13 protein-coding genes and 1 tRNA gene are annotated in these 12,703 nt (G+C 66.2%); 7 read left to right on the top strand and 7 right to left on the bottom strand.

Annotation, left to right across the window (positions count from 1 at the left end; all coding sequences use genetic code 11):
• Window positions 1-91 precede the first annotated feature (91 nt).
• Both NDI85_RS09785 and NDI85_RS09780 read left to right on the top strand, forming a co-directional pair.
• Window positions 92-166, top strand: a tRNA-Val gene (locus NDI85_RS09785).
• Window positions 167-322: 156 nt separating this feature from the next.
• The gene (locus NDI85_RS09780; protein ID WP_188998734.1) at window positions 323-679 is read left to right on the top strand and encodes a hypothetical protein; all 357 of its coding nucleotides are present in this window, start codon (window positions 323-325) and stop codon (window positions 677-679) included.
• Between the two features lie 2 nt (window positions 680-681).
• Here the strand turns inward: NDI85_RS09780 and NDI85_RS09775 are convergent, their stop codons facing one another.
• Window positions 682-1,173 carry an HTH domain-containing protein gene (locus NDI85_RS09775; protein ID WP_188998732.1) on the bottom strand — a complete coding sequence of 164 codons (492 nt, stop codon included), beginning with the start codon at window positions 1,171-1,173 and terminating at the stop codon, window positions 682-684.
• 190 nt (window positions 1,174-1,363) lie between these two features.
• Window positions 1,364-1,672 (bottom strand): lycopene cyclase domain-containing protein, encoded by a 309-nt coding sequence (locus tag NDI85_RS09770; protein ID WP_188998730.1) that lies wholly within the window; start codon window positions 1,670-1,672, stop codon window positions 1,364-1,366.
• A gap of 107 nt (window positions 1,673-1,779) precedes the next feature.
• Between NDI85_RS09770 and NDI85_RS09765 the strand changes: the two genes are divergently transcribed.
• The gene (locus tag NDI85_RS09765) at window positions 1,780-2,922 is read left to right on the top strand and encodes a CBS domain-containing protein (protein ID WP_166971620.1); all 1,143 of its coding nucleotides are present in this window, start codon (window positions 1,780-1,782) and stop codon (window positions 2,920-2,922) included.
• Between the two features lie 364 nt (window positions 2,923-3,286).
• Here NDI85_RS09765 and NDI85_RS09760 read toward each other — a convergent pair whose 3' ends face one another.
• On the bottom strand, window positions 3,287-5,512 hold the full coding sequence (locus NDI85_RS09760) for a CDC48 family AAA ATPase (RefSeq protein ID WP_166971618.1): 2,226 nt from the start codon (window positions 5,510-5,512) through the stop codon (window positions 3,287-3,289).
• Between the two features lie 107 nt (window positions 5,513-5,619).
• Complete coding sequence (locus NDI85_RS09755; RefSeq protein ID WP_188998728.1) at window positions 5,620-6,273, bottom strand: L-threonylcarbamoyladenylate synthase; 654 nt, start codon at window positions 6,271-6,273, stop codon at window positions 5,620-5,622.
• A gap of 134 nt (window positions 6,274-6,407) precedes the next feature.
• Between NDI85_RS09755 and NDI85_RS09750 the strand changes: the two genes are divergently transcribed.
• Window positions 6,408-6,824, top strand: coding sequence for a universal stress protein (locus NDI85_RS09750; RefSeq protein ID WP_188998726.1), 417 nt, complete (start codon window positions 6,408-6,410; stop codon window positions 6,822-6,824).
• A gap of 45 nt (window positions 6,825-6,869) precedes the next feature.
• Window positions 6,870-8,210 carry a nickel pincer cofactor biosynthesis protein LarC gene (gene larC / locus NDI85_RS09745; RefSeq protein WP_310915645.1) on the top strand — a complete coding sequence of 447 codons (1,341 nt, stop codon included), beginning with the start codon at window positions 6,870-6,872 and terminating at the stop codon, window positions 8,208-8,210.
• On the opposite strand, the gene NDI85_RS09740 is transcribed toward larC, so the two are convergent.
• Window positions 8,207-8,974 carry a hypothetical protein gene (locus NDI85_RS09740; RefSeq protein ID WP_310915644.1) on the bottom strand — a complete coding sequence of 256 codons (768 nt, stop codon included), beginning with the start codon at window positions 8,972-8,974 and terminating at the stop codon, window positions 8,207-8,209. The genes larC and NDI85_RS09740 overlap by 4 nt on opposite strands.
• A 410-nt stretch (window positions 8,975-9,384) precedes the next feature.
• Between NDI85_RS09740 and NDI85_RS09735 the strand changes: the two genes are divergently transcribed.
• Window positions 9,385-10,209, top strand: coding sequence for a hypothetical protein (locus tag NDI85_RS09735; protein WP_188998718.1), 825 nt, complete (start codon window positions 9,385-9,387; stop codon window positions 10,207-10,209).
• Window positions 10,210-10,255: 46 nt separating this feature from the next.
• Window positions 10,256-10,969: a DNA repair and recombination protein RadB gene (radB, locus tag NDI85_RS09730; protein WP_310915643.1), complete on the top strand. Its 714-nt coding sequence runs from the start codon at window positions 10,256-10,258 to the stop codon at window positions 10,967-10,969.
• Between the two features lie 252 nt (window positions 10,970-11,221).
• Here radB and phoU (NDI85_RS09725) read toward each other — a convergent pair whose 3' ends face one another.
• Window positions 11,222-11,902 carry a phosphate signaling complex protein PhoU gene (gene phoU / locus NDI85_RS09725; protein WP_188998712.1) on the bottom strand — a complete coding sequence of 227 codons (681 nt, stop codon included), beginning with the start codon at window positions 11,900-11,902 and terminating at the stop codon, window positions 11,222-11,224.
• A gap of 98 nt (window positions 11,903-12,000) precedes the next feature.
• Window positions 12,001-12,669, bottom strand: coding sequence for a phosphate signaling complex protein PhoU (gene phoU, locus NDI85_RS09720; protein WP_188998709.1), 669 nt, complete (start codon window positions 12,667-12,669; stop codon window positions 12,001-12,003).
• Window positions 12,670-12,703: the final 34 nt, after the last annotated feature.

The raw sequence follows: 12,703 nt of genomic DNA, 5'->3' as shown, positions 1-12,703 counted from the left end.
GCATGCGGACAATCAACAGACGACGTGCGGGTCCGGAATTCGAAACCTTCAATTATACCCCCCGGCAACAAAGAGATGCACGAGGCAGCGAGGGTTCGTGGTCTAGGTCGGTTATGACACCTCCTTGACATGGAGGAGGCCGGCGGTTCAAATCCGCCCGAACCCATTACTTCTGTTCCGAACGTCGCTCTGAGCGACCGTCTCGTTCGTGGAGAGCGAGCCACACAGTACGTCCTGTCGGTCGGGCCAGTCGACCGGCGGTGTCTCCACACGAGTAGAAACGTTCCAGTAGTTTCTTAGACGAGCCAACGTAGCGACACGTATGGAGGAGACACTCCGTTCTGCGCGGTCGTTCGAACAGTTCGTGCTGTTGTCGGTCGTGGAACTGTCGGTAGCGGACGAGACGCCGGCCCATTCCTACGACGTGACGCAGGCGGCGAAGGCCCATCTCGACGACCTGAGTCGGGACACCTTCGGCGGCGTCGAGCGACAGGAAGTCATCTCGGCGTTGCGGTCGCTGGCCGACGACGAGCTACTGGCCAAAGACCAGACTACGTCGGCCACCGGGAAGGGGCGTCCCGCCTACGGACTGGCGGTCGACGCCGACGCGGTACTGGACGAACTGGCCGACGCCGAGACCGTCAGCCCGTACGTCGAGACGCTCAGAACGGAGGCGTAATCTCAGACGAGACTCACGTCGGCGGCACTCTGTTCGAGCGCCGGCGGTTCACCGTTTTCGAGGCGTTCCAGCCGGTCGATGATCGTGTGGACGACGTCGCCGTCCGTGCAGGGTGCAACGTGTGCGAGTTCGCCGTCGTGGTACTCGGCCAGTCCCATGATCGGGAGGACCATCGCCTCGTATGCCTCGCCGGTGACCTCCGATTCGATCTCGCTGGTCTGATAGAACGACTCCAGCGAGACGTTGTTCGCGAGCGCCCACTGTCGGAACTCGGCGACGCGGTTGAGGATGTACCGCCCCTCTTCGGTGTTGGCAGCCGCCGACTCGGGTGCGACCTGCTTGCCCCAGACGACGACGTTGTAGCCAGCGATTTCGTCGTCTCGGTCGAGTCGTTCGAGGTGGTCGATGACGGCGTCCTGTCGCTCGTGGGCCCCGTCCGGGAGAAGCGACCGGACGTACAGTTCGATTTGGGGTGCCGGCGTGTCTCGACTCATGTCTGAGTAAAATCATGAAGACGAAGGTACATATACGTTCCGTGGGGAGTATATGCACATCTCGGGACAATATATATTCCTACGTATCGCTAGACGGCGACCGGTTCGAGCGTCTCCGGTTACCATCGTTGTCGCAGATCTCGGACGCGGTTAACAGTCGATGACGAAATATTTGTATTATGATACGTTGTCACGACGCGTCGCGGCGACGGAGCGTCTCGTGGATGCCCAACACGAGTGCGGGAACCACGACGATGAAGACGTGTTCCTCGATGGGGATGCCCAGCAGATCGACGCCGGTTCGCAGACGGATAGCGAACACGCCCACTTCGAGCGTATACCAGTCCCAGACGTACGCAACTGGGTAGAGAACGACGATCGTCCGGCCGGCGAGACGGAGTGCGTCGGCCCGCCACAGAAGCACCAGTGCGACGGTTCCCCAGACCACCTCTGTCACCAGATACGTGTAGGGGCCAAACACACCGATGTCGGGAAGCATATGTGACGGACGGCCCGGGGTTCCTAAAGTTTGGCCCACCTCTCGTAGTACGGGAACTAAACCAACCTTGATAACCCTTCACGTAGAACCTGCGAACGTGAAGCACGATGGACATTGCTGACATCGCCACCAGAGAGTTTGTCGAGGTCGACGCCAACAAGCGCCTCGGGAAGGTCCGTTCTATCTTCGAACGGGAGAACCCGAAGGGCATCATCGTCACCGAGGACGGTGCGTACGCGGGCGTCATCACGCAGAAGCAGTTGGTTCAGTCCCACGTCGAGGACGACGCGAAGGCGGGGGCGATGACTCGCTCGGCGCCGAAAGTCGGGCGAACCGACGACGTCCGAGAGGTCGCGCGCGTCCTGGTCGAGGGCGGGACCAAGATTGCCCCGGTGTTCCAGGGCGAGGACCTCTGGGGCATCGTCACCGAGGACGACATCCTCGCGGCGGTCCTCGAAAATCTGGACGCCCTCACTATCGACCAGATATACACCGAGGACGTCATCACCATTCGAGAGGACACCAACGTCGGGCAGGTCGTCAATCTCCTGCGAAAACACGGGATCTCCCGGCTTCCCGTCCTCGACGACGCCGAGTCGCTCACGGGGATGGTCACCCGACACGACATCGTCGACGTCGTCGTCCGGGACATGAACAAAGCCACTCGGGGCGACCGCGCGGGCGAGATCGAGCGAGTCCTCGACCTGCCGGTCTACGACGTGATGAACAGCCCCGTCGAGACGGCGAACCTCGACGACTCCGTCCGTGACGCTGTCGAGCGGATGCTGGAGAACGACTTCGCCGGGTTGGCGGTGACGGCGGACGACGACGACAGCCACGTCGTCGGCATCGTCACGAAGACGGACGTGCTCCGAGCGCTGACCTACACGGAGGAAGACCACATGGACGTCCAGATCACCAACATCTCCCTGCTGGATACCATCAGCCGCGAGGACATCCGCGCCGACATCAGCGACGTCGCGGACAAGTACCAGGCGATGCAGGTCCAACACGCCCACGTCCGCTTCCACGAACACAAGGAGAAACTCCGCGGCACGCCGCTCATCCAGTGTCAGATTCGCCTGCGGACCAACAAGGGGCAGGCCGCCGGCTCCGGTGAGGGCTACGGCGCAGCGACGGCGTTCAACGTCGCACTCGACAAACTCGAACGGAACGTCCTCGAACTGAAAGGCGTGCAGGCCGACGAGGAGTACCGCGGCCAGCTCCTCCGGAAACTCGGCGAACTGTAGCGGCCCTCGCCAGTCCGCCTTTTTCGTAGCCGACGGCTCGATAGCGACTGCTCCCGCGACCCCCCGCCGTGTCACTCACGGCTGAAGCCGTCGCTGGCATCTCTCTGCTGTACCGACGACCGACACGGTTGGGCGACCGCGCGTCCCTGTCGCTGTCAGCGCGTCCCGCTGGTGAGCGAGTGCTGTTGCTCGTGAATGTTAGAGAGACGGGTTAGGACAGACAGCGGTAACCGCACGTGGAATCCACGCGGGTTGAAAGGTAGCCGTCCGACCGTGCCGTCTACTCCTACCTCTCTCGGTACCGCGTAAAACCCCTCCGGTACGCCGGTCGACTGGTACTCGTCCGGAACTAAAACCGAGGTCGCTACTGGAAGCCGATGCGGCCGCCGCTGCCGGCCTGTCGCTGCGGGCTGGACCCGCCTTTGAATTCCTCTTGCATCTGCTCGTAGTACTCGCGGATGTCGTCGGTAATCGTCGGGCGGACGCTGTCCATTGCCTGCCGGAAGTGGCGCATCTCCACCTCGTCGGCGTCGTCGGCCTCGCGCAGGGCCTCGATGGCGGCCTCGCGGGCGATGGACTCGAGGTCCGAGCCGACGAACCCGTCGGAGCGTTCGGCGAGTTCACGCAGGCTGACGTCGGGGGCCAGCGGCGTGTCGTCGGTGTGAATCTTCAGTATCTGCTCGCGGCCCTCGACGTCGGGTTCGCCGATCATGACGAGGCGGTCGAAGCGACCCGAGCGGATGAGCGCCGGGTCGATCATGTCCGGGCGATTGGTCGCGCCGATGACCATCACGTCCTCCATCTCTTCGAGGCCGTCGAGTTCGGTCAGCAGCTGGTTGACGACGCGCTCTGAGACGTTCGAGCCCATGTCGCCGCCCCGCCCCGGCGCGAGCGAGTCGAGTTCGTCGAAGAAGATGACCGTCGGGGCCACCTGTCGGGCCTTCCGGAACGTCTGGCGGATGGCCTTCTCCGATTCACCGACCCACTTACTGAGCAGTTGCGGACCGCGGACGCTGATGAAGTTCGCGTCGGTCTCGTTGGCGACGGCCTTCGCCATCAGCGTCTTCCCGGTGCCGGGTGGGCCGTACAGCAACACGCCCGAGGGCGGGGTGACGCCCATGCGCTCGAACTTCTCGGGGGAGTTCATCGGCCACTCGACGGCCTCCTGTACCTGCTCTTTGGCGGATTCGAGGCCGCCGACGCTGTCCCAGGAGACCTTGGGCAATTCGACGAGGACCTCCCGCATCGCGCTGGGACTGACCTCGTTGAGCGCCCCTTTGAAGTCCTCGCGCTTGATTATCATCCGGTCGATGAGGCTCGGCGGGATGTCCTCCTCGTCTAAGTCGATCTCGGGGAGGTACCGGCGCAGGGCCTTCATCGCGGCCTCTTTCGTGAGGCTCTCGATGTCGGCGCCGACGAAGCCGTGGGTGTCGGTCGCCATCTTCGCGAGGTTGACGTCGTCAGAGAGGGGCATCCCGCGGGTGTGAATCTGGAGAATCTCCTCGCGGCCCACCTCGTCGGGGACGCCGATTTCGATTTCGCGGTCGAAGCGGCCCGGGCGGCGGAGCGCCGGGTCGACCGAGTCGACGCGGTTGGTCGCGGCGATGACGATGACCTGGCCCCGGGATTCGAGGCCGTCCATCATCGTCAGCAGCTGGGCGACGACCCGGCGCTCGACCTCGCCGGTGACGTCCTCGCGCTTGGGCGCGATAGAGTCCAGTTCGTCGATAAAGATGATAGCGGGCGACTCTTCGCTGGCGTCCTCGAATATCTCCCTGAGTTGCTGTTCGGACTCGCCGTAGTACTTCGAGATGATCTCCGGCCCGGCGATAGAGAAGAAACTGGCAGAGGTCTCGTTGGCGACGGCTTTCGCGAGCAGGGTCTTCCCCGTGCCCGGCGGGCCGTGGAGCAGGACCCCCTGCGGTGGCTCGATGCCCAGTTTCTTGAATATCTGGGGGTGTTTCATCGGCAGCTCGACCATCTCGCGGACCCGCTGAATCTCGTTCTGGAGGCCGCCGATGTCCTCGTAGGTGATGCCGCCACCGGTCTTCTCGAAGCCCGAGATGGGCTCCTCGCGGAGTTCGACCTCGGTGTCCTCGGTGATGAGACAGACGCCTTCGGGTTCCGTCTCGACGGCGATGAGCGGGATGGCCTGCCCCGGCGAGCGCATGAACGGGTGGTTCGTCGAGGACATCACGGGGACGATGTCGCGCTCGACGACCGGGCGCTTCAGAATCTGGCGCTTGACCATGCCGGCGGCGTCGGACCCGAACTGCACGGACGCCTCCTCCGGCGGCGCGAGTACCAGTTTGTCGGCCTTCTCGGCCTCGGCCTTGCGGATGGTCACGCGCTCGCCGATGCCCACGTCAGCGTTCTGCCGCGTGAACCCGTCGATGCGCACCGTGTCGGTGTTCCAGTCCTGCCGGTCGGCACGCCACACCTTCGCGGCCGTCGTGTCGCTACCCTCGATTTCGATGATGTCTCCGGGCGAGAGTTTGAGATGCAGCAACGTGTCGGGGTCGAGGCGGGCGATACCGCGTCCCGAGTCGTTCGGGTACGCCTTCGCCACTTCCAGTTGCACTTCGTTCATAGTAGAGTCGAGCTACAGAGAACTCGGGTAGCACGAGAGATATGCTTTATGCTACCGGCGGGCAGGACGCGGCAGCGACGGGTTTATATGTGAACTGCTACCACACGTCAGTCGACGCGCAACGGCGCGGCGTTCTCGACGCGTTCGACCGTCACGTCGCCCTGCCGGAGAACCGTCGCTTCGGCGGCGTCCCCGGCCGCGAGCGAGAGGATGGTCGACGCTCGCGTGGTGCCGTCCGGTTCGCCGCCGAGGACGTAGTCCGCCCCGTCACCGACGTGGGCGACGGCCGTCTCGACGTCGACCAGCTCGTCGTCCGGAACGGTCCCGGACCGGTTGGCCGAGGTCATCGCGACGGGACCGCCCACTGCGTCGGCGAACGACCGCCACACCGGGTTCGACAGGCAGCCGACACTGACGGTGCCGTTCATCCGGAGGCGCTCGTGGAGCGAATCGTCGGCTACCTCGAGGACGAGGTTCAGCGGTCCCGGCCAGAACGCGTCGACGAGTGCGTCGACGACGGCGGGGTCGTCGTGGCGGCCGAACCGCCGCCAGTCGCCGGGGTCACGGACGAACAGCGTCAGCGGCTTGTGAGCCGGCCGGTCTTTGAGTTCGTAGACGCGCTCGATAGCGGCGTCGTGGTCCGGCGCGACGGTCAGCGCCATGTTCGTATCGCTCGGCGCGACGACGACGCCGCCGTTGCGGACACAGTCGGCCGCCGTCGCGACGTTCTCTGCGGACGGTTCGAGGACCGACACAGTCATAGCTTCCGTTGCTTTCGGTGTGGAAAAAGCGCTGCGGTCGCGCGACCGACGTCGAGATTCCCGCAGTCGGCAGAGACGCCGCACCGACTGCCGCCACCGCCGCGTTTGATAAGGCTGGGCGCGATAGCGCCGGTATGGTATTTCTCGTTCCCTTCGACGGATCGTCGCTCGCCGAGGCCGCACTCGACCGTGCGGTCACGTACGCCGCCGCGATGGACGTCGACGTCGTCGCCGTCAGTCTCGTCCCGACCGGGTCGGACTACGCCCAGCGCCGTCGCCGCGTCGACCCACACGAGGACTTCGCCGCCGAGACGGCCGCCGCCGACCTCCGACGGAAGATAGAGGAAGCGACCGACGACGCCGAACTCAACTACGAGGACGTCAGCGCGTACTCGGCGAACAGCCTCTCGGAGACGGTCCGGCAGGTGGCCCGAGACGTCGACGCGACGGTCGTCTTCCTCGGGAGCGCCGACACTGAGGACGTCGTCGTTCCCATCGCGGAACTGAACGAGGAGGACGCCTACGACGTACACATCGTCCGGCGCTCGTGAGACCGTTGTAGTAGGCTTTTATTCGACGGGTACGAGGGTCCGACCATGCGAACACTCGCCTTCGACGGTCGGATGGGCGCCGCCGGCGACATGGTGCTCGGTGCGTTGATCGCCGCTGGTGCCGACCGGTCCGTCCTACACCCCGTCGAAGACGCGCTCGCCGTCGACTACGCCGTCTCGACGGTCGACCGCAACGGCATCAGTGCCACGCGCGTCGAGGTACTGCTGGCCGGGGCGGACGACGACGGACACTCCGACGGTCACGACGCACACCACAGCGATGACGACGCACACGACAGTTCTGACGAACATAGCCACGACCACGGCCACACGCACGACCACGACGGCCACACGCACGACCACGACGGCCACACGCACGCCGAAGGCCACGGCCCCACCCGAAGCTACGCCCAAGTCGTCGACGTCGTCGAGGCGATGGACCTCCCGGCGGCCGTCGAGACGGACGCGCTCGCCATCGTCGAGATTCTCGGCGCGGCCGAGGCGTCGGTCCACGGCACCGACATCGACGACACGCACTTCCACGAGGTCGGGGCCGACGACGCCATCGCGGACGTCGTCGGCGCGGCGCTGCTGCTGGACGACCTCGACGTCGACCGCGTGGTGACGACGCCGCTGGCGACCGGTGGCGGGACCGTCGAGATGAGCCACGGGACCTACCCGGTTCCGACGCCGGCCGTCGTCGAAATCGCCGAACGGGCCGACTGGTCGCTGCAGGGCGGCCCGGTCGACGCCGAACTCCTCACCCCGACCGGCGCGGCCATCCTCGCCCACGTCGCCGAGGGCGTGGACCGACTGCCGACGCTGACCGTCGACAGTGCGGGATACGGTGCGGGTGGCTGGGCGTTCGAGGACCGACCGAACGTCCTCCGGGCGATGGTCGGGCAAAGCGAAGGCCCGCTCCGTCGGGACGACATCACCGTGCTGGAGACGAACCTCGACGACGCGCCGCCCGAACTCCTCGGCGACCTCCAGCGCTCGCTCGCGGCCGTGGGCGCACGCGACGTCTCTGTGCTACCGGCGACGATGAAGAAGTCCCGACCGGGCCACCTCGTGAAGGTCGTCTGCAAGCCGGAAGACGCCGACCGTGTCGCCCGCCGACTCGCCGAGGAGACCGGGACACTCGGGGTGCGCGAACACGGCGCGGGCCACCGCTGGGTCGCAGACCGGACCTTCGAGACGGCCACGCTGACCGTCGACGGCGAGGCGTACGAGGTGACGGTGAAAGTCGCGAGCGACAGCGACGGCGAGGTGTACGACGTGAGTGCGGAGTTCGACGACGCGGCGGCCGTCGCCGACGCCACGGACCGGCCGGTCCGCGAGATACTCCGGCGGGCAGAACAGCGGGTCCAGCAGGCCGAAGACTAGCGCTCTGTCGGGTCCGGTCCGTCGCGGTCGGTGTCCTCGCCCCGGTGTTCGGCCAGCGCGTCCTCGATAGTGAGGTCGCCGTCCGCGACCCGGCGGGCGAGTTCGGCGTCGATCGCGCGGTTGGTGTCGCTCGCCTCGCGCGAGCGGTCCTTGATGCGCTGGAGTTCCCCGGGCGTCGGTTCGACGTCGCGACTGACGATTTCTTCACCCTCCAGCCGAGCGATGTTGACCGCCGCGAGGACGTCGCCCATCCCGCGGACGCCGCTACCCAGATACGGCGTCGTCCCCGTCTCGTCGACCAGTTCGACGGTCACGTCCTCGATGTCGTCGATGACGCGCGACCCGACCAACCGCGCGCCGTCGCCGATGCGGACGAGGGGATTCACGGCGTCCTCGACCTCTCGGCGGACCACCTCGGCGGCGTCCGCGGCCGGCACCTGAAAGGCGGCGACGACCATCTCGCCGTGCAACACCGCGATGCCGGGCCTCTCGCCGGGGTCGATGCCCACGACGGTCCGTCCCGTCTCGCCGCGGAGCGTCGCGATAGCGGCCTCGACGGCCCGTCTCGGTCGGTCGGGGTCGGCCTGCACCACGTCCACGTCCTCCGGGACGTCGATGGCTTCGCCGGCGGCGACGATGGCGAGGGTCGTGTCTTCGGGCCAGTCGTCGCCGGGTTCGATGGTGGTGAACGTCACGCCGCGGTCCCGTAGCTCCGTGACCACGCCGTGGTACACCTCGAAGTCACCCGTCGCGACGACTATCACGCACCGGACTTGGGTGGGTATCCACTTACGATTGCTGGGTCGTCGTCTCGCCGGGGCCGGTGGTGTCCGGTCGTGCTTCGAGGGCCACCTTTCGGAGAATCGCCACGACGCCGACGAGGTCCGCGATCGTGCACACCGCGTTCAGTACGCCTGCCAGCACCCGCGGGCCGAGGCCGTAGACCAGAGGGCGTATCGGTCCCGGCCCGACGTCCGCGCCGAGGAGGACGGCCCCGAGGAGGACGACGCCGTACAGTCGGAGAAACGTCGACCCCGTCGCGTACGATAGCAGGCTTCGCAGTTCGCTGGAGCACAGATCTGCCGGCTTCGATCAGTACTCGAAAAACATGTCTGCCGGCAACTACGGTCGTCGAGTGTCAATCGTTTTCAGTCCCCTCTGTGAAGCGCCAGCGATGTCACCCTCCACAGACAGCGACGCACCTCGGCGAGACGCCGACCCGCTGTTCGGCGTGGTTTCCGGGGCGTACCTCGCGCTCCTCTGCGTCCCGCCCGTCGTTCTCGTGGTCTCCCGTCTGGTCACCGGGTCGCCCGCCGCGCTGTACGGGACGGCCCTCGTCACGTTCGCCGCGGTGACCGGTGCGGGATGGTTGGGTATCGCCCGCTGGGACGGCCTCGCCGTCCGACTCGGCCGGACCGCCGTCCGATGGCTCCCGGCGGTGGTTCCCGTCGGCTACGCGCTCGGCGGGTTCGCCTCGCTCGGACAGACCGGCGTCGTCGGCGTCCTCGCCTTCTTCTTCGGCCTAGTGGCGATGCTGTTCGGCTTCGCGCTGGGCGTGATGGCTCGGACGCGGTACGCCGACGCAGTCACGGCCGACGCGACGACGGACTGTGAGTTCACCGCTGGATGGCCCGAACGGGCACGCCGGCGACTGCTCGTGGTCGCCGGGTCGCTGGTCACCGTCACCGCCGTCGGCTTCGTCGCCGGTCTACTCACGGACCGCTTCTGGCTCCAACTCGCCTCGCAGGTGCTGTTCCCGGTCGGTCTCGTCCTCGTCACCGGCAGTGAAGAGCGAACGTACACCGTCTCCGAGGCCGGCCTCGAACACCGCCTTCCCGTGGCGCGCCGCCTGTTCCCGTGGTCGGCTTTCGACGGCTACACCAGAACCGATGACGCGCTCGTCCTCCACCGTTCGTGGCGCGTCGACACCAGAATCGCACTCGCGGACCTGTCGGACCCGGACGCCGTCGACGCCGCGTTCGCTCGTTATCTCGGCTGAACCGCAGGTGCGAGCGTTTTTATCCGGACACGTCTAACCCGTTGCCGTGAGCGACCACGTCTCGACCGGCTGTGACCCGCTGGACGAGTTGTTGGGAGGGGGACTGGAGCGCGGGGCCGTCACGCAGGTCTACGGGCCGCCGGCGGCCGGCAAGACGAACCTCGCCCTCTCGGCGGCGCTCGACGTCGCCGCGGGTGGCGACGCCGCCCTCTACATCGATACCGAGGGCCTCTCGCCCGACCGGATGGAGCAGATAGCCCGCGGCCGCGCCGGGCCGAACCAGACGGTCGACGACCTCGCGGGCCGCCTCATCGTCTCGGAGGCGTTCGACTACGACGAGCAGACCGAGGCCGTCCAGGACACTGCGGAGTTCGCGGCCGAAATAGAACTCGTCGTGCTGGACAGCGCGACGGGTTTCTATCGACTCCGACGCGACGACGACGACGGCGGCGAGACGCTTCGCGACGTGGCCCGACAGATCACGCACCTCCTCTCGCTGGCCCGCAAACACGACCTCGCGGTCCTCTTTACGAATCAGGTGTTCACCGACCCGGACAGCGACCGGTCGACGGCGCTGGGCGGCCACACGCTGAACCACTGGTCGGGCGCTATCCTCAGACTCGACCGCTTTCGCGGGGGCAACCGACGGGCGACGCTGGAGAAACACCGCGCGAAGCCCGCCGGCGACACCGTCCAGTTCAGCATCACCGACGACGGACTCGTCGGTGACGACGGGCAGCAACCGCCGCGGCGCGACTGAGTTTCGGTGTGCGGTGGACGCGTCCTCGCGCTGTGAACCGCGAGAGACGAGTAGCACAACGCGAGCAACGCGGTCGGTTGGGGAGTGCTGTCGACCGTTGCTGTGCGGGAGTGCGTACCGCTCGCCGCTGGCGAGCGGTTTCACCGGACGCGCGCCGAAGATACGTCTTCGGCCGTTTCAGCGTGGATTTTTGCACGTAGGGATGCCCGCAGGGTCGGCGGCCCGAGGACACCCCCGCCGCAAAAAGGACTCTCAGTAGATGAGGTCGTCGTCGTTCTCGACCATGTACAGCGTCCGGGCGGCGATGTTGACGGCGTGGTCGCCGACTCGCTCGATGTCCCGAATCGTCAGCAGCAGGCGCGAAACGTCGGCCATCAGTTGCTCTATCTCCGCGTCGCTGGAGTCGGCGTCTATCTCGCGCTCGATGAGGTCACGGACGACCGTCTCGGAGGCCGTCTCACAGCGACTGTCGACCTCGTCGTCGGTCTCGGCGATAGTGTAACAGAGGTCCGGGTCCTCGCGGTCGTAGGCGTCCATCGCGTTCTCGATCATCTCGATGACGACTTCGGCGACGTCCTGAATGTCGACTTCCGGATAGACGTCGCGTTCGGCCTCCAGCGAGTACTCGCCGAGATTGGTCGCGAGGTCACCGATGCGTTCGAGGTCGGTGATGATCTTGAACGACGCGGCGATAAAGCGGAGGTCCGATGCGACGGGTTGTTGGAGCGCCAGCAGGTCGATACAGTCTTGTTCGAGGTCGAGATACAGCTGATTGACCTCGTCGTCGCCGTCGATGACCTGCCAGGCCATCTCTTCGTCTTTCTGTTCGAGGGCGGAAAGCCCCAGTCGCAACCGATCGAGGACGACTTCGGACATATAGAGGACGTCCTCGCGGAGCGATTCGAGAAGCTCCTGATACGATTCGCGTGGCATGGTCGGGACTCCCCCGGCCGGGCGTATCAGCCTTTCCCTTCTCCCAATATACACCGCTCTCGGTCCCTCTCACCGTAGCCGAGAGCGGCGCTCCGCGGTCAGTAGATGAGGTCGTCGCTGCTCTCGACCATGTACAGCGTGCGGGCGGCGACGTTGACGGCGTGGTCGCCCACCCGTTCGAGGTCACGTACCGTCAGGAGATACCGCTTCGTATCGGCCAACAGTGCCTCTGTGTCGTCTTCGGCGGGCGAGTGGTTCACCAGCGTCCGGACCAGGTCGTCGGTGGCGGCGCCACAGCGCTGGTCTACGTCGGTGTCGGCGGCGGCCACCTCGCGACACCGGTCGGCGTCGGCGTCCTCGTAGGCGGCCATCGCGCCGTCGAGTTGAGCCAGCACCATGTCGGCGATATCGGCGATGGGGACGTTCGGGATGGTGTCTGACTCCATCGCGTCGACGTACCCGCCGAGGTTGGCCGCGAGGTCGGCGATGCGTTCGAGGTCCGTGAGTATCTTGAACGAGGCGGCGATGAAACGGAGGTCCGAGGCCACCGGCTGCTGAAGCGCGATGAGGTCGATGCAGTCCTGCTCTAAGTCGAGGTACGACTGGTTTATCTCGTCGTCGGCCTCGGCGACGGCGCGGCCCATCCCCGGGTCGCGCCGCTCGTAGGCGGTGACCGCGCGGTCGAGGCGGTCGGTGACGTCTGCCCCCATCGCGCAGACGTCGGCCCGCAGGGCGTCGAGTTCCGACTCGAAAGTGTCACGCGTCATCCGTTCGAAGTGTGTGTCCGTTGATGTATGAGTG

Source organism: Haloarcula sp. S1AR25-4 (assembly GCF_031624555.1).
GTDB classification, from domain to species: domain Archaea; phylum Halobacteriota; class Halobacteria; order Halobacteriales; family Haloarculaceae; genus Haloarcula; species Haloarcula pellucida.
The sequence above is the reverse complement of the archived record's forward strand: the minus strand, read 5'-3'. Positions and strand labels throughout refer to the sequence as shown.